General features: G+C 73.4%; 19 protein-coding genes and 2 tRNA genes. 13 read left to right on the top strand and 8 right to left on the bottom strand.

Features of this window, described 5'->3' with window-relative positions:
- Positions 1-207 precede the first annotated feature (207 nt).
- Positions 208-1,296 (top strand): YlbL family protein, encoded by a 1,089-nt coding sequence (locus ACZ6X9_RS02655; protein ID WP_469776081.1) that lies wholly within the window; start codon positions 208-210, stop codon positions 1,294-1,296.
- 152 nt (positions 1,297-1,448) lie between these two features.
- Here the strand turns inward: ACZ6X9_RS02655 and ACZ6X9_RS02650 are convergent, their stop codons facing one another.
- Positions 1,449-2,045 carry a PPA1309 family protein gene (locus ACZ6X9_RS02650; protein WP_469776080.1) on the bottom strand — a complete coding sequence of 199 codons (597 nt, stop codon included), beginning with the start codon at positions 2,043-2,045 and terminating at the stop codon, positions 1,449-1,451.
- Positions 2,046-2,188: 143 nt separating this feature from the next.
- Here ACZ6X9_RS02650 and ACZ6X9_RS02645 point away from each other — a divergent pair, with 143 nt between their 5' ends.
- The 4 genes from ACZ6X9_RS02645 to ACZ6X9_RS02630 all read left to right on the top strand — a co-directional run bounded on the left by ACZ6X9_RS02645 (position 2,189) and on the right by ACZ6X9_RS02630 (position 7,645).
- The gene (locus ACZ6X9_RS02645; RefSeq protein ID WP_469776627.1) at positions 2,189-5,122 is read left to right on the top strand and encodes a UPF0182 family membrane protein; all 2,934 of its coding nucleotides are present in this window, start codon (positions 2,189-2,191) and stop codon (positions 5,120-5,122) included.
- 43 nt (positions 5,123-5,165) lie between these two features.
- Positions 5,166-5,239: transfer RNA gene (locus tag ACZ6X9_RS02640), tRNA-Met, on the top strand.
- A 258-nt stretch (positions 5,240-5,497) separates the two neighbouring features.
- Complete coding sequence (locus tag ACZ6X9_RS02635) at positions 5,498-7,471, top strand: tetratricopeptide repeat protein (RefSeq protein ID WP_469776079.1); 1,974 nt, start codon at positions 5,498-5,500, stop codon at positions 7,469-7,471.
- Positions 7,472-7,571: 100 nt separating this feature from the next.
- Positions 7,572-7,645 (top strand) — tRNA-Met (locus tag ACZ6X9_RS02630).
- A 127-nt stretch (positions 7,646-7,772) separates the two neighbouring features.
- Here ACZ6X9_RS02630 and ACZ6X9_RS02625 read toward each other — a convergent pair.
- Complete coding sequence (locus ACZ6X9_RS02625; protein ID WP_469776078.1) at positions 7,773-8,189, bottom strand: Fur family transcriptional regulator; 417 nt, start codon at positions 8,187-8,189, stop codon at positions 7,773-7,775.
- Positions 8,190-8,386: 197 nt separating this feature from the next.
- Here ACZ6X9_RS02625 and ACZ6X9_RS02620 point away from each other — a divergent pair, with 197 nt between their 5' ends.
- Positions 8,387-9,841, top strand: coding sequence for a catalase (locus tag ACZ6X9_RS02620; protein WP_469776626.1), 1,455 nt, complete (start codon positions 8,387-8,389; stop codon positions 9,839-9,841).
- A gap of 95 nt (positions 9,842-9,936) precedes the next feature.
- On the opposite strand, the gene ACZ6X9_RS02615 is transcribed toward ACZ6X9_RS02620, so the two are convergent.
- Both ACZ6X9_RS02615 and hisN read right to left on the bottom strand, forming a co-directional pair.
- A complete protein-coding gene (locus ACZ6X9_RS02615) occupies positions 9,937-10,347 on the bottom strand; it encodes a CBS domain-containing protein (protein WP_469776077.1) in 411 nt (136 codons plus the stop codon).
- Positions 10,348-10,526: 179 nt separating this feature from the next.
- Positions 10,527-11,333, bottom strand: a complete 807-nt coding sequence (gene hisN, locus ACZ6X9_RS02610) for a histidinol-phosphatase (protein ID WP_469776076.1) — start codon at positions 11,331-11,333, stop codon at positions 10,527-10,529.
- A 126-nt stretch (positions 11,334-11,459) separates the two neighbouring features.
- Between hisN and ACZ6X9_RS02605 the strand changes: the two genes are divergently transcribed.
- The gene (locus ACZ6X9_RS02605) at positions 11,460-12,089 is read left to right on the top strand and encodes a TetR/AcrR family transcriptional regulator (RefSeq protein WP_469776075.1); all 630 of its coding nucleotides are present in this window, start codon (positions 11,460-11,462) and stop codon (positions 12,087-12,089) included.
- 9 nt (positions 12,090-12,098) lie between these two features.
- Here the strand turns inward: ACZ6X9_RS02605 and ACZ6X9_RS02600 are convergent, their stop codons facing one another.
- The 4 genes from ACZ6X9_RS02600 to ACZ6X9_RS02585 all read right to left on the bottom strand — a co-directional run bounded on the left by ACZ6X9_RS02600 (position 12,099) and on the right by ACZ6X9_RS02585 (position 15,697).
- Positions 12,099-12,422: a DMT family transporter gene (locus ACZ6X9_RS02600; RefSeq protein ID WP_004937508.1), complete on the bottom strand. Its 324-nt coding sequence runs from the start codon at positions 12,420-12,422 to the stop codon at positions 12,099-12,101.
- Between the two features lie 85 nt (positions 12,423-12,507).
- The gene (rsgA, locus tag ACZ6X9_RS02595; RefSeq protein ID WP_469776074.1) at positions 12,508-13,515 is read right to left on the bottom strand and encodes a ribosome small subunit-dependent GTPase A; all 1,008 of its coding nucleotides are present in this window, start codon (positions 13,513-13,515) and stop codon (positions 12,508-12,510) included.
- A 15-nt stretch (positions 13,516-13,530) separates the two neighbouring features.
- Positions 13,531-14,895 (bottom strand): 3-phosphoshikimate 1-carboxyvinyltransferase, encoded by a 1,365-nt coding sequence (aroA, locus tag ACZ6X9_RS02590; protein ID WP_469776073.1) that lies wholly within the window; start codon positions 14,893-14,895, stop codon positions 13,531-13,533.
- Between the two features lie 88 nt (positions 14,896-14,983).
- Positions 14,984-15,697, bottom strand: a complete 714-nt coding sequence (locus tag ACZ6X9_RS02585; RefSeq protein ID WP_469776072.1) for a M50 family metallopeptidase — start codon at positions 15,695-15,697, stop codon at positions 14,984-14,986.
- A 154-nt stretch (positions 15,698-15,851) separates the two neighbouring features.
- Between ACZ6X9_RS02585 and ACZ6X9_RS02580 the strand changes: the two genes are divergently transcribed.
- The 6 genes from ACZ6X9_RS02580 (at position 15,852) to ACZ6X9_RS02555 (ending at position 21,814) form a co-directional block, all read left to right on the top strand.
- Positions 15,852-16,670 carry an SOS response-associated peptidase gene (locus tag ACZ6X9_RS02580; RefSeq protein ID WP_469776625.1) on the top strand — a complete coding sequence of 273 codons (819 nt, stop codon included), beginning with the start codon at positions 15,852-15,854 and terminating at the stop codon, positions 16,668-16,670.
- An 88-nt stretch (positions 16,671-16,758) separates the two neighbouring features.
- Positions 16,759-17,454 (top strand): alpha/beta hydrolase family protein, encoded by a 696-nt coding sequence (locus ACZ6X9_RS02575; RefSeq protein ID WP_469776071.1) that lies wholly within the window; start codon positions 16,759-16,761, stop codon positions 17,452-17,454.
- 282 nt (positions 17,455-17,736) lie between these two features.
- A complete protein-coding gene (locus ACZ6X9_RS02570; RefSeq protein WP_193581852.1) occupies positions 17,737-18,426 on the top strand; it encodes a sigma-70 family RNA polymerase sigma factor in 690 nt (229 codons plus the stop codon).
- Positions 18,423-18,755, top strand: coding sequence for a mycothiol system anti-sigma-R factor (gene rsrA / locus ACZ6X9_RS02565; protein WP_433023053.1), 333 nt, complete (start codon positions 18,423-18,425; stop codon positions 18,753-18,755). The genes ACZ6X9_RS02570 and rsrA overlap by 4 nt, the downstream gene beginning before the upstream one ends.
- 177 nt (positions 18,756-18,932) lie before the next feature.
- On the top strand, positions 18,933-20,540 hold the full coding sequence (locus ACZ6X9_RS02560) for an HD-GYP domain-containing protein (RefSeq protein WP_469776070.1): 1,608 nt from the start codon (positions 18,933-18,935) through the stop codon (positions 20,538-20,540).
- Positions 20,537-21,814, top strand: a complete 1,278-nt coding sequence (locus tag ACZ6X9_RS02555; RefSeq protein ID WP_469776069.1) for an HD-GYP domain-containing protein — start codon at positions 20,537-20,539, stop codon at positions 21,812-21,814. The genes ACZ6X9_RS02560 and ACZ6X9_RS02555 overlap by 4 nt, the downstream gene beginning before the upstream one ends.
- Positions 21,815-21,928: the final 114 nt, after the last annotated feature.

The raw sequence follows: 21,928 nt of genomic DNA, 5'->3' as shown, positions 1-21,928 counted from the left end.
TCGCGGGGTACGCGAAGTTCCGTGAGGCCATGGAGCGTTCGGACTCCGGGGCCGGACCCACGTGACGTGATCCCGGGCGGTGCTCCCGGGCCGTCACGGGCGGGCCGGGACCGTGTTTTCCGCGGAGCATCGGCCCCATCAGGCGCTTCTGCCCCGTACGGACCGCCCCGGAAGTGGACTGTCAGACCTGTCCCGTACTGTCGTTCCATGCCCCGCCGCACCGCGACGATGCTCGCCTCCCTGTTGACCCTGATCGCGCTGCTCTGCGCCGGCGTGCTGATCCCCGTGCCGTACGCGGAGATGTCGCCCGGGCCGACGGTGAACACCCTGGGCGATCACGACGGGGAGCCCGTGCTCCAGATCTCGGGGCACAAGACGTACCCGACCAGCGGCCACCTCAACATGACCACGGTCCGGGTGACCGGCTCGCAGTACCGGATGAACATGGTGGAGGCGGTCTACGGCTGGCTGAACCACGACAAGCTGGTGGTTCCGCACAGCACGCTCTACCCGGACGACAAGTCGCCGGACCAGCTCAACCAGGAGACGGCCGAGGAGTTCAGCCAGTCCCAGGAGAGCGCCAAGGTGGCGGCGCTCAAGCAACTGGGCATCGCCGTCCCGACGCGGATCGTGGTCGCCTCGGTCGTCAAGGCGAGTCCCGCCGAGGGCGCGCTGCACGCGGGCGACGTGATCAAGGCGGTGGACGGCTCCGAGGTGAAGCAGCCCGGTGACGTCGCGAAGTTCGTCACCCGGCACAAGCCCGGCGAGAAGGTCGCCTTCACGATCGTGCCGGCCAAGGAGGCCGCCGCCGCGGAGAAGGAGAAGCGGCAGCCGCGGGGGACGGAGAACGTCACCGTGGTGACGCGTGAGGCGCCCGGGGACAAGCGGGCCATCGTCGGCATCCAGGCGGGAACGGCGCACACGTTCCCGTTCCCGATCAACATCAAGCTCGCCGACGTCGGGGGGCCGAGCGCCGGCCTGATGTTCGCCCTGGGGATAGTCGACAAGTTGACACCGGACGACCTGACCGGCGGCAAGTTCGTCGCCGGCACCGGGACGATCGACGACGAGGGCAAGGTCGGGCCGATCGGCGGCATCGAGATGAAGACGGTCGGCGCGCGGAACAAGGGCGCCCGGTTCTTCCTGACCCCCAAGGACAACTGCGCGACCGCCGCCAAGGACACCCCGTCCGGGCTGACGCTCGTCAAGGTGGACACGATAGGCGACGCGCTGAAGTCCCTGGAGAAGATCCGCAAGGGGGACGCGGCCGGCCTGCCGCGCTGCACGGCAGGCTGAGCGCGCCGCTCGGCGTACGGTTCGGTGGCCGCCGGGCCGTCCGTGGCCGGTCGCGCAGTTTCCCGCGCCCCCATGAGGGGCGCGGTACCGCACCGGACTTCGACGAACCCGCGTCGTCACGCCTTCTCGGCCCGGAAGACCGGCGGAAGGGCTCAGTCCGCGAAGGTGGCGGCCAGCGCCTCGGCCAGGCCGGGCACCAGGTCGGGGCCGGTGAGCACCTCGGTCGGCGAGTCCTTCTCGCGCAGCCGGACGGCGGACTCACGGGCCCCGTCCCGCAGCACGGCGACCGTCATCCGCACCTCCTGCCGCTCCGGGTGGCTCGCCACCCACTTGGCGAGCTGCTTCTCGTTCATCCCGTGGGGTACGGCCCCCTCGGCGGACGGCGGCAGCATCAGCCGCTCCACGGTCAGGGCGCACCCCGTCACCGCGTCCGGCCAGGCGATCGTGGCGAGGAACTCGTCGAGGGCGGAGCCCGCGGGCAGCTCGTCCTGCTCGATGGGGGTGTACGAGGGGGCGGCCGCGCCGTCCGCCGCCCCGTCGAGGCCGAGCTGGGCGGCCAGGGCGGGCTCCTGCGAGCGGAGCTTGGCGGTGTCGACGAGGGCGAAGAGGCGGGCGGGCTGGTCCCAGCCGAGGCCGGAGGCGTACTCGTCGATCTCGAGTACGGCACGGGTCAGCGGGCTGGCGGCCATCGGCGGCGTGCCCGCTACGGGGCGTTCGGGGTGGCTCGGGGAGCCGGCATTGCTGGACATGCCCAATATCGTGCCCTGAGAGGGGCCGAAATCGGGAACCGAGTAAAGCCTCGGTAAGTTGCCACACTGGGTCCTACTATCGCCAGGGCCTGATCGACAGCTCCCTTACAGCGAACTTCGAGGTGCGCACCTTGGCTTTCCAGATGCCGGACCGCGGCGGAGGCCCGACAGGGCCACGGATCAGAGTCGGCCGACCGTCCCGGCGCGTCCGGACCCTGCTGATGACCCTGGGTGTGCTGGCTGCGCTGGCCATGCTCTTCGTCATGTTCGCGGGGTTCTGGACGGACTGGCTCTGGTACCGCTCGGTGCATTATTCGTCCGTCTTCACCACCACCCTCGGCACCAAGATCGGCCTGTTCGCCGTCTTCGGTCTGCTGATGGCGGTGGCGGTGGGATTCAACATCTGGCTGGCGCACCGGCTCCGGCCGCCGCTGAGCGCCATGTCGGCCGAGCAGCAGAGCCTCGACCGCTACCGGATGAGCATCGCGCCCTACAAGAGGTGGGTGCTGCTGGCGGTGACCGCGCTGGTCGGCCTGGTGGCGGGCGCGTCCGCGGCCGGGCAGTGGCGCACCTGGCTCCAGTGGATCAACGGCGTCTCCTTCCACCAGAAGGACCCGCAGTTCCACAAGGACATCTCCTTCTACACCTTCGACCTGCCCTGGTACCGCTTCCTGCTGAGCTTCGGCTTCGCGGCGGCCGTCCTGTCGCTGATCGCGGCGGCCCTGGTGCACTACCTCTACGGCGGTCTGCGGCTCACCAGCCCGGGCCACCGGGCCACCGCGGCGGCCACCGGGCACCTGTCCGTCCTGCTGGGCCTGTTCGTCGCGCTCAAGGCCGTGGCGTACTGGCTGGACCGGTACGGGCTGGCGGTGAAGTCGAGCGGCCTGCGGTCGACGGACGGCTGGACGGGTCTGCGCTACGTGGACGCCAACGCCTATCTGCCGGCCAAGACGATCCTCTTCATCATCGCGCTGATCTGCGCGGTGCTGTTCTTCGCGACGCTCTGGCGGCGCACCTGGCAACTGCCGGTCATCGGCTTCGGCCTGATGGTGCTCTCCGCGATACTGATCGGCGGGCTCTACCCGGCGATCGTGCAGAAGTTCCAGGTCTCGCCGAACGAGCAGACCAAGGAAGCGCCGTACATCGCCAAGAACATCAAGGCCACGCGGGCGGCGTACGGGATCGACGACACCAAGGTCGACGACAGGTACCCGGGCAAGAGCGACGCCGGCGGCAAGGACAAGAACAAGCTGCGCGAGATGGCGAACTCGACCGCCAGCCTGCGGCTGCTCGACCCGAACATCGTCTCCCCGGCCTTCCAGCAGGAGCGCCAGGACCGCGGTTACTACCAGTTCCCGTCCACCCTGGACGTCGACCGCTACACGGTGGGGGGCAAGGAGCAGGACACCGTCATCGGCTTGCGCGAGCTCAACATCAAGGGCATCCCCGAGCGGAACTGGATCAACGACCACTTCAAGTACACCCACGGCTACGGCGCCGTGACGGCCAAGGGCACCTCCGTGCCCAAGGGCGGCGGTCCGGACTTCCAGTCGGACGCCACCCTGGGCGCCTACCAGCCGCGGGTGTACTACGGGGAGAAGACCACCCAGTACTCCATCGTGGGCGGACCGCAGAAGGAGATCGACAAGCCCGGTGACGAGGGCAAGGAGAGCTTCGGTTACGACGGCAAGGGCGGTGTCGCGCTGTCCAACCCGGTCAACCGCGCGGCCTACGCCGTGGCGTTCGGCGAGCCGAAGATCCTCTACTCGGGTGCCATCGGCAAGGGTTCCAAGATCCTGTACAACCGGACGCCCAAGGAGCGCGTCGAGGCGGTGGCACCCTGGCTGACCATCGACGGCGACGCCTACCCCGCCGTGGTGGACCACCGCATCCAGTGGATCGTGGACGCCTACACGACGACCAACGGCTATCCGTACGCCTCCCGCACCACGCTGGGTGACACCACCGCCGACTCGTTGACGACGGGTCAACGCGCCGTGGTCGCCCAGCAGAACCAGGTCAACTACATCCGCAACTCGGTGAAGGCGACCGTCGACGCCTACGACGGCACGGTCAGGCTCTACCAGTGGGACACCGAGGACCCGGTGCTCAAGACCTGGATGAAGGCGTTCCCGGGGACCGTCAAGGCGAAGGGCGAGATCAGCGCGGACCTGAAGGCACATCTGCGCTACCCGCAGGACCTGTTCAAGGTGCAGCGCGAGCTGCTGGCCCGCTACCACGTCACCGACCCGGCGGCGTTCTACACGGGCAGCCAGCGCTGGCAGGTGCCGGACGACCCGACCAACAAGGGCAACGCGGTCCCGCCGTACTACCTGAGCATGCGGATGCCGGACCAGAAGGACCGGACGTTCTCGCTGACGACGACGTTCACCCCCAAGAACCGGCCCAACCTGGGCGCGTTCATGGCGGTCGACGCGGACGCGAAGAGCGACGGCTACGGCCGGATCAGGATCCTCGAACCCAAGGGCGCGGTCTGGGGTCCGGAACAGGCGCAGTCCAATTTCAACAGCAATTCGGACGTCGCCAGCCTGATCAGGCTTCTCAAGGGCGGTGATTCCGAGGTCGAGTACGGGAATCTGCTGACGGTGCCGCTGGACGGCGGTTTCCTGTACGTGGAACCCGTGTACGTACGCGGCGCGCGGGCGAATTACCCGCTGTTGCGGAAGGTGCTCGTCAACTACGGCGAGAAGATCGCCTTCCGGGACACCCTCGGCGAGGCCCTGGACGAGGTCTTCGGCAAACAGCAGGCCGAGCCCGGCAAGCAGCCGCCGGACACCACCCGGCCGCCCTCCGCCAACCCCACGGTCAAGCAGGCGATCAAGGACGCGCAGGACGCGTACGCCACCGGCCAGAAGGCGCTGGAGCAGAAGGACTTGGAGGCCTACGGCAAGGCCCAGAAGAGCCTGAAGGAGGCCCTCGACCGGCTGGCCAAGGCCGAGGAGGAAGCCGAGAAGAAGGCGGACGGCAAGCCCGCCGGCAAGCAGGACGAAGGCAAGCAGGACCAAGGCGGGCAGGGCGAGGGCAAGCAGGACGGAGAGAAGCGGACCGACGGCTAGCCGGTGCCCCGCCCCGCGCCGTGGTACGGTTGTTCCACAACAGCGCGGGGTGGAGCAGCTCGGTAGCTCGCTGGGCTCATAACCCAGAGGTCGCAGGTTCAAATCCTGTCCCCGCTACTGGAAGACAAGGCCCGGAGTCTCGGACTCCGGGCCTTGTCGTGCGTTCTGGGCGGAGTGCGGGCGGCGCTCCGGGGCCGGCGGGCGAGGGACCACCGTTCGCATCGGGCGCCACGCTGCTCTGTGCGGGTTATGTGCGGGGCTTTTGATTAGAGTTTGGGACATCGCTGTGTCGGGAAGTCGGGAAGTCGACAAAACGCTGAAGTGACCTCACTGGCTGCGGCATTCCAGGTGTACACAGGTTGCGGGAGTGCGACGATGGGACGTATGGGGGACAAGGCGAGGCTGGTGGAGACACGTCGGCTGGTAGGGGCTCCCGTCCGGGGGAGTGAGCAGGGGACCGACCGGGGAAGTGACCCGGACGGACAAGGCGGGCAGGTCCCGTCCCAGACATCCGTCACCGCCCCCGCGGGCGCCTCCGCGGACGGCGCCGACCTGGAGCTCGAAACCGCCCGTCGCCGCGCCGAGTCCGGTGACCCCGCCGCCCTGAGCACCCTCGGCGCCCTGCTCCTGCGCCGCGGCGACCTGGACGCCGCCGAGCGCTGTCTGCGCGCCGCCACCGCCGAGGGCGACCGCTCCGCCGCCAACAACCTGGGCGTCCTGCTGCACCAGCGCGGCTACCCCGACGAGGCCGCCGGCTGGTGGCGGGTGGCCGCCGTCGCCGGCTCCGCCGCCGCCGCGCACGCCCTCGGCCGCTACCACCGCGAGCGCGGCGACGAGCCCGCCGCCGAGTACTGGCTGCGGCAGTCCGCCGAGTCCGGGCACGCCCTCGGCGCCTACGCCCTCGCCGACCTCCTGGAGCACCGCAGCGACGTGGGCGCGGAGCGCTGGTTCCGGTCCGCCGCCGAACGGGGTCACCGCGAGGCCGCGTACCGCCTGGCCCGCATCCTCGACGGCCGCGCCCCCGGCTCCGCCGCCGACCGCCCGGGCGCCCTTCCCTCCCCGACTCCGGCGGCCGGCGGCCGGCGCACCCCCGTCGGCGGCGGCGACACCTCCGTACGCGACCTGCGGGCCGCCGCGGCGGTCGGCAAGGAGCGCGGCCCCGCCGCCGAGGCCGAGCAGTGGTACCGCCAGGCCGCCGCCCGCGGCCACCGCCGCGCCGCCCTGCACCTGGGCACCCTGCTGGAGGCGCGCGGCGAGATCCAGGAGGCCGCCCGCTGGTACCTGACCTCCGCCAAGGACGGCGAGTCCCGCGCCGCCTGTGCCCTCGGCTTCCTGCTGCGCGACGCGGGCGACAGCGACAGCGCCGCCGTCTGGTGGCGCAGGGCCGCCCAGGACGGCGACGGCAACGCGGCCAACGCCCTGGGCGCCCTGCACGCCGACCGCGGCGAGGCGCAGCAGGCCGAGCGCTGGTACCGCGCCGCCCTGGACGCGGGCGACGTCAACGGCGCGTACAACCTCGCCCTGCTCTGCGCCGAGCAGGGCCGCACCGCCCAGGCCGAGCAGTGGTACCGGCGCGCCGCCTACGCGGGCCACCGGGAGGCGGCCAACGCCCTGGCCGTCCTGCTGCTCCAGGCCGGCGACCCGGCGGGCGCCGAGCCGTGGTTCTCCAAGGCGGCCGAGGCCGGCAGCGTCGACGCGGCGTTCAACCTGGGAATCCTCTACGCCGGGAGACACGACGAGCGCGAGGCGCTGCGCTGGTACGAGTGCGCCGCCGCGGCCGGACACACCGAGGCCGCCCTCCAGGTGGCCATGGCCATGCTGCGGGACGGCACGCAGGAGGGCGCCGAGGAGGCCGAGCGCCATCTGCGCGTCGCGGCCCGCGGCGGCAGCGCCGAGGCCGCGTTCCGGCTCGCGAGCCTGCTGGACCGGGAGGACCGGGGTGAGGGCGCCGCGGCCGAGTGTGAGGAGTGGTACGACCGCGCCGCCCGCCAGGGCCACCGGCGGGCCCAGGTGCGGCTCGGCATGCTCGTGGCGGCCCGCGGCGACGTCGTGCGGGCCGCCCGCTGGTACCGGGAGGCGGCGGAGGCGGGCAGCCGGAACGGCGCGTTCAACCTCGGGCTGCTGCTGGCCCGCGAGGGCAGCGAGCCGGAGGCGGCGCTGTGGTGGACTCGGGCCGCCGAGGCCGGGCACGGCCGCGCGGCCCTCCGGCTGGCCCTGCTGGCCGCCCGGCACGGCGATCTGCCGGAGGCGCAGCTCTGGTGTGCGCAGGCGGTCGAGTACGGCCCGGCCGAGGTCGCCGAGCGGGCGGCGCGGCTGCGCGACGCCCTCCAGCAGGAGCTGTCGGCGTGACCGCGGCCGTGCCGGGCCGGGCCGCGCGCCGGGGGGAGCCGGCGGCCGGGATCACCCGTTTGCATGGAACGCCTTGACCGGGTTACAGTTGGTTCAACGACGCGGGGTGGAGCAGCTCGGTAGCTCGCTGGGCTCATAACCCAGAGGTCGCAGGTTCAAATCCTGTCCCCGCTACTCTGAACGAAGGCCCGGATCCTCCAAGGATCCGGGCCTTCGTGCTGTGCGTGCCCGCTGTCGGTCGGGGTGCCCGCCGTAGGTCAGGCTCCGCTTCGACGAACGCCCCCCCGGCGTCCGCCGTCCGTCACGCTCCCGAGCAGTTCGGGCACAGCCCCCGGTAGGTCACCTCGACCGCGGACACCCGGAACCCGAAGCGCTCCTCCGCCGGCAGTCCGGCGAGCAGGTCCCCGGAGGGGTGCACGTCGCGGATGGTGCCGCAGTGGGAGCACACCAGGTGCTGGTGCGCGTGGTGGGCGTTCGGGTCGTAGCGTTTCGCCCGGCCGTCGGTGCTCACCTCGATGATCTCGCCGAGGGAGACCAGTTCGCCGAGCGTGTTGTAGACCGTCGCCCGGGAGATCTCCGGGAGCAGTTCGGTCGCCTTCGCGTGCACTTCGTCGGCGGTGTAGTGCACATGGTCCCCGTCGAGCACCTCGGCGACGACGCGCCGCTGCGCGGTCAGCCGCCAGCCACGTCCCCGGAGCCGTTCCAGCAGGTCACTCATGCCATTCACCCATCAGTCAGATAGGACCAGCCTAGCAGCGGCAGGCGTCTACCACTGGATCCGGTTTTTATGTCACCTCCATCTTGACTTAGACAAAGTCCAATGTAAGGATCGGTCTCGCCGCGGAGCCGAAGAGGACCGGCCGAGCGGGCAGGACCGAGAAGACGGAGGCATACGTGTCGGTTCAGGACGAGGCCATGACCACGACGGGCCCGCTGACCACGGAGTCCGGAGCTCCGGTCGCGGACAACCAGAACAGCGAGACCGCGGGCATCGGCGGCCCCGTCCTGGTGCAGGACCAGTTGCTGGTGGAGAAGCTGGCGCACTTCAACCGTGAGCGGATCCCGGAGCGCGTGGTGCACGCCCGCGGCGCCGGCGCCTACGGCACGTTCACCGTGACGGCGGACGTCACCCGGTGGACCCGGGCGAAGTTCCTGTCCGAGGTCGGCAAGCAGACGGAAACGTTCCTTCGCTTCTCCACCGTGGCCGGCAACCTCGGGTCGGCGGACGCGGTGCGCGACCCGCGCGGTTTCGCGCTGAAGTTCTACACCGAAGAGGGCAACTACGACCTCGTCGGCAACAACACGCCCGTCTTCTTCATCCGGGACGCCATCAAGTTCCCCGACTTCATCCACACCCAGAAGCGCGACCCGTACACCGGCTCGCAGGAGGCGGACAACGTCTGGGACTTCTGGGGTCTGTCGCCGGAGGCCACCCACCAGGTGACCTGGCTGTTCGGCGACCGCGGCATCCCCGCCTCGTACCGCCACATGGACGGCTTCGGCTCGCACACCTTCCAGTGGAACAACGAGGCCGGCGAGGTCTTCTGGGTCAAGTACCACTTCAAGACCGACCAGGGGATCAAGAACCTCACGCAGGAGGAGGCCAACCGGCTCGCCGGTGAGGACCCCGACTCCCACCAGCGCGACCTGCGCGAGGCCATCGAACGCGGCGACTTCCCGAGCTGGACGGTGTCCGTCCAGATCATGCCGGCGGACGAGGCGGCGACCTACCGCTTCAACCCGTTCGACCTGACCAAGGTCTGGCCGCACGCGGACTACCCGCTGCACGAGATCGGCAAGCTGGAGCTCAACCGCAACCCCGACAACGTCTTCGCCGAGGTCGAGCAGTCGGCCTTCTCGCCGTCGCACTTCGTGCCCGGCATCGGTCCGTCCCCCGACAAGATGCTGCAGGGCCGGCTGTTCGCCTACGCCGACGCCCACCGCTACCGCGTCGGCATCAACGCCGACCAGCTCCCGGTGAACCGTCCGCACGCCACCGCGGCCCGCACCTACGGCCGGGACGGCTACGCCTACGACGGCCGCCACGGCCGGGCGAAGAACTACGAGCCGAACAGCTTCGGCGGCCCCGCCGAGACCGGCCGGCCGCTGTGGCAGCCGGTCCCCGTCACCGGGCTGACCGGAAACATCGCGACTCCCACGCACGCCGAGGACAACGACTTCGTCCAGGCGGGCAACCTCTACCGGCTGATGACGGAGGAGGAGAAGGAGCGCCTGATCGCCAACCTCGCGGGCTTCATCGCCAAGGTGTCGCGCGACGACATCGCGGAGCGGGCGATCAACAACTTCCGCCAGGCGGACCCCGACTACGGCAAGCGGCTGGAGACCGCGGTCCAGGCCCTGCGCGGCTGAGGCGCTTGCCGTAAGAAACCGGAGAGGCCGGACGCCATGGGGCTCCGGCCTCTCCGGCTGCCCGCGGGCCGGCGGACGCGGGGGAGCGTCCCGCCTCACGCCGTCAGCGCGGCCCCGTCCCGTCGCGGCACCCCGCGCGCCACCCAGCAGCGGATGAGGTCCCGCACCGAGACCACACCGACGGTCTCCTGGCCGTCCAGCACGATCAGATGCCGGAACTCGCCGCGCGCCATCGCGGCGGCGGCCTCCTCCAGCGTCCACTCCGGCGCCGCGAAGACCACGTCCGAGGTGGTGTGGCGGTGGGCGGCCTCCCGGTCCGGGTCGCAACCGGTGCCGAGCGCGTTGAGGATGTCCCGCTCGGTGAGGATCCCCAGCCCGCTGGTCTCGGGATCGAGGACGACGGCGGCGCCGACCCGCCGCGCGGACATCAGCCGGGCGGCCTGCCGGAGGGTGTGGGCGGGGCCGATGGTGAGGACGATCGTGCTCATGGCATCGCGGACGAGCATGGGCGGGCCACCTCCTGCGGACGTTTTCACACATTCACAAGCTGGTCCACAGCGTGACACGCGACGCCTCGGCGGGGAAGAGGAGCGCGGAGGCGCGCTTTGCCGGTCTTTTGCGTCGTCTTTGGGGTTTCGGGCGGCCGAACGGGCGGAGACGTTCCTGCCGCCGCCCCTAGCGTCGTTCAGGTGCGCAGGTAGCCCAGCAGTTCGTCGTGGAGCAGCCCGTTCGACGCCGCGGCGTTCCCGCTGTGCGGGCCCCGGCGTCCGTCCAGGCCGGTGAACCGGCCGCCGGCCTCCTCCACGATGACGACGTTCGCCGCCATGTCCCACAGCGACAGCTCCGGCTCGGCGCAGATGTCCACCGATCCCTCGGCGACCATCATGTACGGCCAGAAATCGCCGTAGCCCCGCGTCCGCCAGCAGTCCCGCGTCAGGTCGAGGAAGCGCGGCAGCAGCCCGCGTTCCTCCCAGCCCGACAGCGAGGAGTACGCGAACGAGGCGTCCGCCATGCGCTCCACCTTGGAGACCGTCAGCCGGCTCGCCGACGTCAGGCTGCGCCCGGTGTACGCGCCCGACCCCTTGGCCGCCCACCACCGCCGGCCCAGCGCCGGGGCCGACACCACCCCGACGACCGGCTGGTAGTCGACGGCGCCCTCGTGCTCCGTCTGCACCATCAGGGAGATCAGCGTCGCCCAGACGGGCACGCCGCGCACGTAGTTCTTCGTGCCGTCGATCGGGTCGACGACCCAGCGGCGCGGGCCGTGACCCTCGCCGCCGAACTCCTCGCCGAGCACGGCGTCGCGGGGACGGGCCCGCTGGAGATGACCACGGATCAGCTCCTCGGCGGCCTTGTCGGCCTCGCTCACCGGGGTCATGTCCGGTTTGGTCTCGACCTTGAGGTCGAGGGCCTTGAACCGTTCCATGGTCGTCGCGTCGGCGGCGTCCGCCAGGACATGGGCCAAGCGCAGATCATCGTGGTAGTCGGACATAACAAGAACACTACCCGCGGCCCCCGCCCGCGCACGTGCGGCCCGCCCGGGCTCTTGACACCGTCTGGCGGTGCGTCAATTCTGTGGCCACAACCGTCGTGCGGCCGCAAGGCCCGGGAGGCGACGATGCCCGCGGCACGAGAGCTCCTGCTGGACGCGGCCTACACGGCGCTCGGAACCCGTCCCTGGCACGGGGTCCGGATGGTCGACGTGGCGGCCGCCGCCGGGGTGTCCCGGCAGACGCTGTACAACGAGTTCGGCAGCAAGGACGGCCTGGCGCGAGCCCTGGTCCGGCGGGAGGCGGAGACCTTCCTGGCCGGTGTGGAACGGTCGCTGGCCGACGCCGCCGGGCGGGAGAACGCCGACGCCGGCGACTGCTGTGCGGCGGCGGCCGTCTGGACCCTGCGCACGGCGCGGGCCAACCCCCTGGTGCGCGCGGCGCTCACCGGCTGCCGCGGCGAGCGGCTGCCCGCCCAGGCGGCTCCCGCCGTACCGTCACCGCGCACCCCGCCGTCGCCCGCGACGGCCCGTGGCGCCCCCACCCCCGCCGGCCTGGTGGAGCGCATCGCCGACAGCGCGGCCGGGGTGTCCGGGGCCACCGCCCGCCCGCCGGATCCGGAGTCGCTGCGCCGGGCCTGCGAGACCGCCGTCCGGATGACCCTGTCGTACGTCGTCGCCCCGGCCGGCTCCGACACGGAGGCGGCCGAGCGGGTGGCCGGCGTCGTCAGGACGCTGCTCGACGGCGGACGGCGGTGATCCACGCGCTCAGTGCGCGGAACCCGACAACTGGAGCCCGATCACCCCGATGATCACGAAGGCGATCGAGACCAGCTTCAGCGTGGAGACCAGGTCGTCCAGGAAGACCATGCCGTAGATCGCCGTCCCGGCCGCACCGATGCCCGTCCACACGGCGTACGCCGGGCCGACGTCCAGCTTCCGGAGGGAGAGCGTCAGCAGGCCGAAGCTGCCGAGCGCGAAGCAGGCGAAGGCGATCGTCGGCCACAGCCGGGTGAAGCCGTGCGAGAGTTTGAGACAGACGGCGAAGCCGGTTTCCAGAAGTCCTGCGACCACGACCAGCAGCCACGCCATCAGTTCGCCTCCCGTGTCGTCGACCGCCTCGTCCGTCCCGGTGCTGATGCACTTGCCATGGGCGGTCATGCGCAAACGTAGGCGATCAGTCGCCTTCGCGCCGCTCCCGGGTGGCCAGAAGCCGGCGCAGCGAGTACAGCCGCTGGGGGTCGGCGTGCCCGTCCGCGACCCATTGGTCCAGCGCGCAGTCCTGTTCGTCGTGGCTGCACGCGCGGGGGCAGCCCTCGGTGCCCGGCTCCAGGTCAGGGAAGGCGTTGATGACACGGGAGGGGTCGATGTGGTTCAGCCCGAACGACCGGACGCCCGGGGTGTCGATCACCCAGCCGGAACCCCCGGGCAGCGGCAGGGCCAGCGCCGACGTGGTGGTGTGCCGGCCGCGGCCGGTGACCGCGTTGACGTGGCCGGTGGCCCGCTGCCGGTCCGGGACGAGGGCGTTGACGAGCGTCGTCTTGCCGACGCCGGAGTGTCCGACGAACGCGGTGACCCGGCCGTTGAGCCGTTCCCGCACCCGCTCGGCGGCCTCGCCGACGGCCAGTTCCTCGCGGTTGGTGACCACGTACGGCATGCCGAGCGCGCCGTAGGACTCCATCAGCTTCTCGGCCGGGGCGAGGTCCGACTTCGTCAGGACGAGCAGCGGTTCGAGACCCGCGTCGTAGGCGGCGACCAGACAGCGGTCGATCAGCCGGGGGCGCGGCTCGGGGTCGGCCAGGGCGGTAACGATGGCCAGTTGGTCGGCATTGGCGACCACGACCCGCTCGAACGGGTCGGTGTCGTCGGCGGTCCTGCGCAGCACCGAACGGCGCTCCTCGACCCGGACGATCCGGGCGAGGGTGTCCTTCTGCCCGCTGAGGTCGCCGACGACCGCGACCCGGTCGCCGACGACGACGCCCTTGCGGCCCAGCTCCCGGGCCTTCATCGCCGTGATCACGCGGTCCTCGACGAGGACCGTCAGCCGGCCCCGGTCGATGGTGACGACGAAGCCCTCGGCGGCGTCCTCGTGCTTGGGGCGGATGCTGGTCCGCGGCCGGTTGCCCTTGCGGTTGGGGCGGACGCGGACGTCGTCCTCGTCGGTGTGCTTGCCGTAGCGGCGCATGGTGTTCCGGACCCCTCAGGCTCTCGGCGCCGTCGTCGCCCCCGCGACGGACCCGAGCATGCCGTGCCAGAGCTCCGGGAAGTCGGGGAGGGTCTTGGCGGTGGTCGCCACGTTCTCCACCTCGACGCCCGGAACGGTGAGGCCGAGCACCGCCGCGGCGGTGGCCAGCCGGTGGTCCTCGTAGGTGTGGAAGACGCCGCCGTGCAGCGGGCGCGGACGGATGCGCAGGCCGTCGGCGGTCTCGGTGACGTCGCCGCCGAGCTCGTTGATCTCCTTGGCCAGCGCGGCCAGCCGGTCCGTCTCGTGCAGCCGCAGGTGGGCGATGCCGCGCAGCTCGGACTCGGAGTCGGCGAGCGCGGCGACGGCGGCGATCACCGGGGTGAGCTCGCCGACCTCGTGCAGGTCCGCGTCGATGCCGGTGATCCGGCCGGTGCCGGTGAACGTCAGGCCCGCGTCGGTCAGCTCGCAGGAGCCGCCCATGGCGGTGAAGATGTCGCGCAGCGCGTCACCCGGCTGCGTGGTGCGCTCGGGCCAGTCCGGGATGGTGACCCGGCCGCCGGTGACCAGGGCCGCCGCCAGGAACGGCGCCGCGTTCGACAGGTCGGGCTCGACCACCAGGTCGCGGCCCAGCAGGGCGCTGGGGGAGACCCGCCAGACGTTCGGCTCGCCGCCGGACTCGGGGGTGTCCACCTGGGCGCCGGCGGCGCGCAGCATCTCGACCGTCATCCGGATGTGCGGCAGCGAGGGCAGCGCCGAACCGACGTGCCGTACCTCCACGCCCTGGTTGAAGCGCGGCCCCGAGAGCAGCAGCGCGCTCACGAACTGGGAGGACGACGAGGCGTCGATCTCCACCGGACCGCCCTCCAGCGCCCCGGCGCCGTGCACGGTCAGCGGCAGCGCGCCGCGGTCGTTGTCGTCGATCCGGGCGCCCAGCGCACGCAGCGCGTCGATCACGCCGTGCAGCGGGCGCTCGTAGCTGCGCGGGTCGCCGTCGAAGCGGACCGGGCCGTCGGAGAGCGCCGCCACCGGCGGCAGGAAGCGCATGACCGTGCCCGCGTTGCCCACGTCGACCGTCGCCGGGCCGTGCAGCCCGGCCGGGATGACCCGCCACGCCTCGCCCGAGCCGTCGTGGTCGCCCTCGGTGGCGGACGAGACGGTCTCCTCGATGCCCACGCCCATGGCGCGCAGCGCCTCCGCCATCAGCAGGGTGTCGCGGGAGCGCAGCGGGCGGCGCAGCCAGCCGGGCTCGGCGGCGAGGGCGGCGAGGACGAGGCCGCGGTTGGTGACCGACTTGGAGCCGGGCACGGTGACGGTCGCGTCGACGGCCCCGGTCGCGGTCGGAGCGGGCCAGAGGTCGGTGGGCGCGGGGCTCTGCGTCATGCCCTAACCTTACGGCCTCGCCGGGGGCGGTGACCGGGCCCTTCGCCCGCGTGGACCCCGTCGCCCGGCGCCCGGCGCGCCCGCCGGTTCACCCCCGGAGCAGCCAGTTGCCGCCGGCGAGCAGGGCGGCCAGGGCGACCACGTGGAAGAAGAGCAGCCACAGCACCGGCGTCACCCCGGTCAGCCGGCCGAGCTGGTCGGCGTCGGAGTCGGCCGCCGCCCCGAACCGGCGCTTGCGCTGGAGCTCGAACGACGGCCGCACGCCCCCCAGCAGCAGGAACCACACCACCCCGTAGGCGAACGCCGCCCGCACCTCCGGGCCGGCCAGCCAGGAGACGAGGACGAAGAGCGCGCCGGTGAGGACCACCGTCAGGGCGCCGTAGGCGTTGCGGATCATCACCAGCATCGCGGCCAGCAGCGCCGCCGCCACCCAGAGCAGGGCCGTGACGTGCCCGGTGGACAGCGCCCAGGCGCCGGCCAGGCCGAGCAGCGAGGGCGCGGGGTAACCGGCCGCCGCGGTCAGGACCATGCCGAAGCCGGTCGGCCGGCCGCGCGAGACCGTGAGGCCCGAGGTGTCCGAGTGCAGCCTGATGCCGTCCAGGGTCCGGCCGCTGAGCAGGGCCACCAGGCCGTGGCCGCCCTCGTGGGCGATGGTGATCGCGTTGCGTGTCACCCGCCAGACCCGGGGCGGGACGATCGCGGCCAGGGCGACCAGCCCGGTGCCGACGACGGTCCAGACCGAGGGCCCGGGCTGACTGCCGGCCAGCCGGTCCCACAGGTCGGTGGCGGTGGTGCTGTCCATAGGCGGGGCCGCTCCTTGCGCGTTCGAGGTCCGTGCTGAGGGACGGCCCGCGCCGCGCGTCGGTTCCTCGGCACGGGGGCGGGGCCGGAGTGTCCGACCCGTGCGGCAGCATGGTGGGTACCAGATGCGCGAGGGAACCGAGGGGCGGTCGGACATGTGCGGGCGGTACGCGGCGAGCCGGGGGCCGGAGGACCTGGCCGGGCTCTTCGACGTGGAGGTGTGGGAGCCGGAGGAGACCCTGGCCCCGGACTGGAACGTGGCGCCGACGAAGAAGGTGTACGCCGTCCTGGAACGCCCGCTCAAGGGCGCGCCCGACCGGCGCCCGGTCCGGCAACTGCGCGCCCTCACGTGGGGTCTGGTCCCGTCCTGGGCCAAGTCGCCCGAGGGCGCCGCCCGCCTGATCAACGCCCGGGCGGAGACGGTGCACGAGAAGCCGTCCTTCCGGCGGCCCTTCGCGGAACGGCGCTGTCTGATCCCCGCCGACGGCTACTACGAGTGGGTCACCGGCGCGCAGGAGCGCGAACTGGAGGTACAGGGCCGCCGCAAGCGCCCCCGCAAGCAGCCCTACTTCGTGACGCCCACCGACGGGCCGGTCATGGCGATGGCCGGGGTCTACGAGTTCTGGCGCGACCGCACGCTGCCGGACGACCACCCGGAGGCGTGGTGGGCGACCTGCTCGGTGATAACCACCGAGGCGGACGACCGGCCGTTCGCCGGCGGCGGCACCGAGGACGGCCCGCGCTCCCTGGCGGACATCCACCCCCGGATGCCGCTGCTCCTGCCGCCCGACCGGTGGGACGCCTGGCTCGATCCCACGCGCACGGACCCGGAGGAGCTGCGCCCGCTGCTCGCGCCGCCCGCCGCCGGGGTCGTGCGCGCCTACCCGGTGACGACGGCGGTCAGCGACGTCCGCAACAACGGACCGGAACTGCTGACGGAGCTGGCGGCGCCGGAGGAGTCGACCCTGTTCTGACGCGCGCCCGGCGCCGACACGCCGGCCCGGGCCGTGTGCCGACCCGCTCCCCGGCGGGCCCGGCCCGGTGGTTCGGCAGGATGGCCGGGTGGCGACCGAGAAGCCCACGTCGAACGACGTGACCACGGAAAGCGTGGAGACCCCCGCGGGCGAGGCCCGCGTCCACTGGCATCGCGCGGCGGCCCCCCGCCTGGTGCTCGCCCTGGGCCACGGCGCCGGCGGCGGCGTCGAGGCGCGCGACCTGCGGGCCGTGGCCGCCGCCCTGCCCGGGCACGGGGTCACCGTGGCCCTCGTGGAGCAGCCCTGGCGGGTGGCCGGGAAGAAGGTGGCGCCCGCGCCCCGGACCCTGGACGAGGCGTGGCGCGCCCTGTGGCCCGCGCTCGCCACGCCCGGGCTGCCGGTCGTCGCGGGCGGCCGGAGCGCCGGGGCGCGCGTCGCCTGCCGGACGGCGGCGGAGCTCGGCGCGGTGGCGGTGCTCGCCCTGAGCTTCCCGCTCCACCCGCCGGGCCGCCCGGAGAGGTCCCGGGCCGGAGAGCTGCTCGACGCCGGGGTGCCGGTCCTGGTCGTCCAGGGCGCCCGCGACCCGTTCGGCCGCCCCGAGGAGTTCCCGTCGGGTGTCGAACCGGCCGTCGTGCCCGGCGGGGACCACGGGTTCGCGGTGCCGAGGAGCGCGGCGAAGTCCGGGGGCGTCACCCAGGAGGACGCACTGGCGGTGATCACCGACGCCGTGGCCGGCTGGCTGGCGGGGCCGGCCGGTCCGGCGGGCGGGCGGCGGGCCGGCTGAGGCGGGCGCGGCCGACGGCGGGGGGCCCGTCGCGGCCGGGAATGGGACGGGCCGTGCCGATGTTGAGCACACGTAGATACGCACCGGCACATGACAAAGGATTGGGAGACCCGCCCCATGGGTTCGATCGCATGCCTGTCCCGCCCCGGCACCGCAGACCGGGGCCGGCCGGTCGTCATGGGCGGCCTGGCCGCCGCGGCCGGAGCGGCGGGCTCCGTGGATCGTCGTCTATTCTCCGAATCGAGCGGGTCCGCCCAGGGCTCGACCAGGTTTTCGGAGGAGGTGGGTCCGGTCGTGGGTACCGACGCGGGGACGCACGGCGAGGAGCACCCCCCTGCCCAGGCCGCGGAGAGCGCGGCGGAGCGCAACGCCCGTTTCGAGCGCGACGCGCTGACGTTCCTCGACCAGATGTACTCGGCCGCCCTGCGGATGACCCGCAATCCGGCGGACGCCGAGGACCTGGTCCAGGAGACGTACGCGAAGGCGTACGCGTCCTTCCACCAGTTCCGTGACGGCACGAACCTCAAGGCGTGGCTGTACCGCATCCTGACCAACACCTTCATCAACTCGTACCGCAAGAAGCAGCGTGAGCCGCTGCGCAGCGCGTCCGAGGAGATCGAGGACTGGCAGTTGGCACGTGCCGAGTCGCACATGTCCCAGGGGCTGCGGTCCGCCGAGTCGCAGGCGCTCGACCACCTGCCGGACTCCGACGTCAAGGAGGCCCTTCAGGCCATTCCCGAGGAATTCCGCATAGCGGTCTACCTCGCGGACGTCGAAGGGTTTGCCTACAAGGAGATCGCGGACATCATGGGTACCCCCATCGGCACGGTGATGTCCCGCCTCCACCGGGGCCGACGGCAGTTGCGCGGTCTGCTGGAGGACTACGCCCGCGAGCGTGGCCTGGTCCCGGCCGGGGCCGCCGCGCCGCACGGTTCCGACGCGTCGCACAATGGGAAGGGCTCGGACTCATGAGCTGCGGAGACCCGCACGAGACGGACTGCTCCGAAGTCCTCGACCACCTCTACGAGTACCTCGACCGGGAGATGCCGGACGGCGACTGCGCCAAGTTCGAGGTGCACATCGACGAGTGCTCCCCCTGCCTGGAGAAGTACGGGCTGGAGCAGGCGGTCAAGAAGCTGGTCAAGCGCTGCTGTGGGCACGACGACGTCCCCGCCGACCTGCGGTCCAAGGTGATGGGCCGGATCGAGCTCATCCGCGCCGGCCAGTCCGTCCCGGAGCAGGACGTGGTGGCCGAGGCCCGCGCGGCCGAGGCGGACGCCCGGAGCGTCCCCCAGGACTGAACGCCGGGCTCCGGACCGGCGGCGGGCCTGCGCGAACGGGCCCGGAACCCGCATCAAAACGGCCGCCCGGCGAACGTCACCCGAACGGACGGCGGTTCCGGCCGATCCGGCCGGGAGCGCCGCGCGTGAGCCTATTCTCCCCATCCCGACAGCGAGTCCGGATGGGGAGGACATGTCATGGAGGCAGTCCCGGCGACGGCGCGCGCCTGGATCTCCGGTGCCGTGGGCGCGGCGGTCCTGAGCGTCCTGCCGGCCGTACGGGACCCCGCCGCCGTCCCCTGGGGGACGACCGTCCTGCTGGCGGCCGTCGGCGCGCTCGGCGGCCTCCGGCCGCGCCGCTCGCCGGTGCCCCCGGCCCTCCTGCTGGCCGTCGTATTGCTGCCTCCGGCCGCCGCGGCCCTGGCCGCCGTCCCGGGCGGCCTCCTCCTCCAAACCCGGCGCCCACGCCGTCAACGCCCGGACGCCTGGCGCCGATTGGGCGGTGCCGCGCTCCTCGTGGCCGCCGCGGCGGCCGCCGCCCTGCTCTTCGGTGCCGCCCGCGCCGCCCTGCCGCCCGGGCTCCTGGGCGCACTGCCCGCCGTACTGGCCGCCGCCCTCGTCCTCGCGTCGGCGAGCGCGGCCCCCGGCGCCTTCGACGGGAGCCTCCCCGCAGCCCGGCGGCCCGCCCTCCTGGGGCCCGCGCTGGGCTTCGCGCTGCTCCACGGACCCGCCGCGCTGCTCGCGGCCGAGCTGTGGCGCAGCGTGTACGGGCCGGTGGCCGCCCTGCTGGTGCTGCTGCCGCACACCGTGCCCGCCCGGCTCCCGGCCGGCGTCCGGCGGGAGCGCGCCGACCGCGGCGCCACCGTCCGGGCACTGGTCGAGGCCGTCGACCTCAAGGACCGCTACACGCGGGGCCACGGCGAGCGGGTCGGTCTGCTCTCCGTGCGGATCGGCCGCGAACTCGGCGTCGCCGACGACCGGTTGGAAGCGCTCCGGATCGCCGGCACCCTGCACGACCTGGGCAAGCTCGGCGTCCCCACCCGGGTGCTGCGCAAGGACGGCCCACTCACCGGGGAGGAGCGGCGCGTCGTCCGGCTGCATCCCGAGTACGGAGACGAGCTGGTGCGCGGGGTGGCGATCCCCGACGAGGCCCGGGAGGCGATCCTCCACCACCACGAGCGGCTGGACGGCAGCGGCTACCCGCACGGGCTGGCGGGCTGCCGGATCCCCGAGGCGGCGCGGATCGTGGCCGTCGCCGACGCCTTCGACGCCATGACCTCCACCCGCACCTACAGCCGCGCCCGGCCGGTCCCCACCGCACTCGCCGAGCTCCGCCGCTGCGCCGGCAGCCAGTTCGATCCGCGCATGGTGGAGGCGCTCGCGCGGGCCCTGGAGCGGGGCGGCCTGCCGGTGGTCGCCGCCCTGGACGAAACCGTGGTTCCCGATTGCGGAAACGTCCCTCCTGATCATCGAGGGGCGCCCCTCCGGCAAGCGCCCCGGGACGAACGCCCCCACGAGCGCGCCTCCGACCGGCCCCCGTCCGCCCCGGCCGGCGACCGCCCTCCCGGCCGGTCCCCCTCGGCCGGCCCCGCCGCCGGGCGCGCGGACGGACACGGCCCCGACGTGCGTGTCTCCGGCCCGGACCGCCCGCCCGGCCCGCACCCGCCGGCGGAACCCCCGGACGCGTACCCGTACGACGCGGCCCCCGGCCGGTCCCGGCTCGTCCCGGACCGCGATCGTCCGCCCGCCCGGCGCGGCCCGCAGCCCGGCCCCGCCCCCGTGCCGCCTCCGGGGACCCGCCGGTGACCGCCGCGCCCGGCGTCCGGCTGGTGCGCGCCGTCCACCTGCTGGCCGGCGGCGGTGCCCTGTTCGCGCTGGCCCTGACCGCCCTGCACGGCGTCCAGCAGCCACGGACCGCCTGCGCGTACGGGCTGCTCATCGCCCTGGGCGAGGCCGCCGGGCGGCGGCCGGGGCCGTACGGCCCGCGCGGCGGCGCGCCGGTCGGCGCCGCGGGCTCCCTGGCGTACGCCCTGCTCGCGGACGGTGGCGCCGCACAGGCGGTCGCCGTGGTGCTGGGCGCCACCCTCGCCGGTACCGCCGGTCGTGCGGACGCCAGGGACCGCCGGGACCGGCTGGTCCGCCGCCTCGCCGCCACGGCCCTCACCGGCTGCGGCCGCCTCGCCGTGCCCGCCGCCGCGCTGCCCGCCGCCGGGCCGGCCGGCCCCGGGGCCTGGCGGGGTCCGGCGTACGCCCTGGCCCTGCTGCTGCTCCTCGCCCTGATCGTCGTCGCCGACGCCGTCCTCGCGGCGGCCCTCGCCCGGGCCGGGACCGGCTGCCGCTACCCGGCGGCCCTCCGCGCCGAGCTGCGCGCCCTCTCCACCACCGCCCCGGCCGTCTGCGCCACCGCGGTGGTGGCCGCCCTGGCCCCCGCCGTCGCCGGCCTGTGGATCCTGCCCGTCTGCTGCCTGCCGCTGCTCGCCGTGTGGCTCGCCGGCGGCCGGGGGGAGGCGCGTGCGTGCTGTCCGCCCGCCGTCGCCTCGCTCGCCCGCGCGACCGACCTCGCGGGATGCACCCCCGCCGGTCACGCACGGCGCGTAGCCGCTCTCAGCCGTGCCGTCGGCCGCGAGCTCGGTATGGCGGAGCGCGACCTCGCCGTCGTCGAGTACGCGGCGCTGATGCACGACGTGGGCCAGCTCTCACTCGTCGACCCGGTCCCGGCCGGGGCGACCGAACCGCTGCCCGCCGAGGAGCGGCGCCGGCTGGCCCGGCTGGGCGGGAGCGTGGCGCGACTGGCCCCGCTGGACGCCGCGGTCGCGCCCGCGGTCGCCGCCGCCGTGGAGCGCCAGGCGGACCCCTACCGCGAGCAGCCGCTCGCCGCCCGCGTCGTCCGGACCGCCAACGCCTACGACGAGCTCACCACCCCCGCCGACACCACAGGCCCCGCACCCGGCGGGCACGGAACGTCCGCGCGCGCCCTGGAGCGGCTGCGCCTGGCCACCGCGCACGACCACGAGCCCCGGGTGGTGGAGGCGCTCGCGCGGGTGCTCGCGCGCGGCACGCCGGTGCACCCGGACCCGTGAGACGCCCGCCGCGTCCCGAGTAGCACGACTAACCCACGGGTAATGAGCGGGCGTCCGACGGGGCATGGTTGGATGCGAAGAGAAGGACGCGGCGCACGCGGAGAACGCAACGAC

It is taken from the genome of Streptomyces sp. NPDC052910 (genome assembly GCF_055585605.1).
The sequence above is the reverse complement of the archived record's forward strand: the minus strand, read 5'-3'. Positions and strand labels throughout refer to the sequence as shown.

Excerpts from the sequence above, each read along its gene's own strand:
- ACZ6X9_RS02655 (WP_469776081.1), top strand. The coding sequence starts at position 208 with ATGCCCCGCCGCACCGCGACGATGCTCGCCTCCCTGTTGACCCTGATC.
- ACZ6X9_RS02650 (WP_469776080.1), bottom strand. The coding sequence starts at position 2,045 with ATGTCCAGCAATGCCGGCTCCCCGAGCCACCCCGAACGCCCCGTAGCG.
- ACZ6X9_RS02645 (WP_469776627.1), top strand. The coding sequence starts at position 2,189 with ATGCCGGACCGCGGCGGAGGCCCGACAGGGCCACGGATCAGAGTCGGC.
- ACZ6X9_RS02635 (WP_469776079.1), top strand. The coding sequence starts at position 5,498 with ATGGGACGTATGGGGGACAAGGCGAGGCTGGTGGAGACACGTCGGCTG.
- ACZ6X9_RS02625 (WP_469776078.1), bottom strand. The coding sequence starts at position 8,189 with ATGAGTGACCTGCTGGAACGGCTCCGGGGACGTGGCTGGCGGCTGACC.
- ACZ6X9_RS02620 (WP_469776626.1), top strand. The coding sequence starts at position 8,387 with ATGACCACGACGGGCCCGCTGACCACGGAGTCCGGAGCTCCGGTCGCG.
- ACZ6X9_RS02615 (WP_469776077.1), bottom strand. The coding sequence starts at position 10,347 with ATGCTCGTCCGCGATGCCATGAGCACGATCGTCCTCACCATCGGCCCC.
- hisN (WP_469776076.1), bottom strand. The coding sequence starts at position 11,333 with ATGTCCGACTACCACGATGATCTGCGCTTGGCCCATGTCCTGGCGGAC.
- ACZ6X9_RS02605 (WP_469776075.1), top strand. The coding sequence starts at position 11,460 with ATGCCCGCGGCACGAGAGCTCCTGCTGGACGCGGCCTACACGGCGCTC.
- ACZ6X9_RS02600 (WP_004937508.1), bottom strand. The coding sequence starts at position 12,422 with ATGGCGTGGCTGCTGGTCGTGGTCGCAGGACTTCTGGAAACCGGCTTC.
- rsgA (WP_469776074.1), bottom strand. The coding sequence starts at position 13,515 with ATGCGCCGCTACGGCAAGCACACCGACGAGGACGACGTCCGCGTCCGC.
- aroA (WP_469776073.1), bottom strand. The coding sequence starts at position 14,895 with ATGACGCAGAGCCCCGCGCCCACCGACCTCTGGCCCGCTCCGACCGCG.
- ACZ6X9_RS02585 (WP_469776072.1), bottom strand. The coding sequence starts at position 15,697 with ATGGACAGCACCACCGCCACCGACCTGTGGGACCGGCTGGCCGGCAGT.
- ACZ6X9_RS02580 (WP_469776625.1), top strand. The coding sequence starts at position 15,852 with ATGTGCGGGCGGTACGCGGCGAGCCGGGGGCCGGAGGACCTGGCCGGG.
- rsrA (WP_433023053.1), top strand. The coding sequence starts at position 18,423 with ATGAGCTGCGGAGACCCGCACGAGACGGACTGCTCCGAAGTCCTCGAC.
- ACZ6X9_RS02560 (WP_469776070.1), top strand. The coding sequence starts at position 18,933 with ATGGAGGCAGTCCCGGCGACGGCGCGCGCCTGGATCTCCGGTGCCGTG.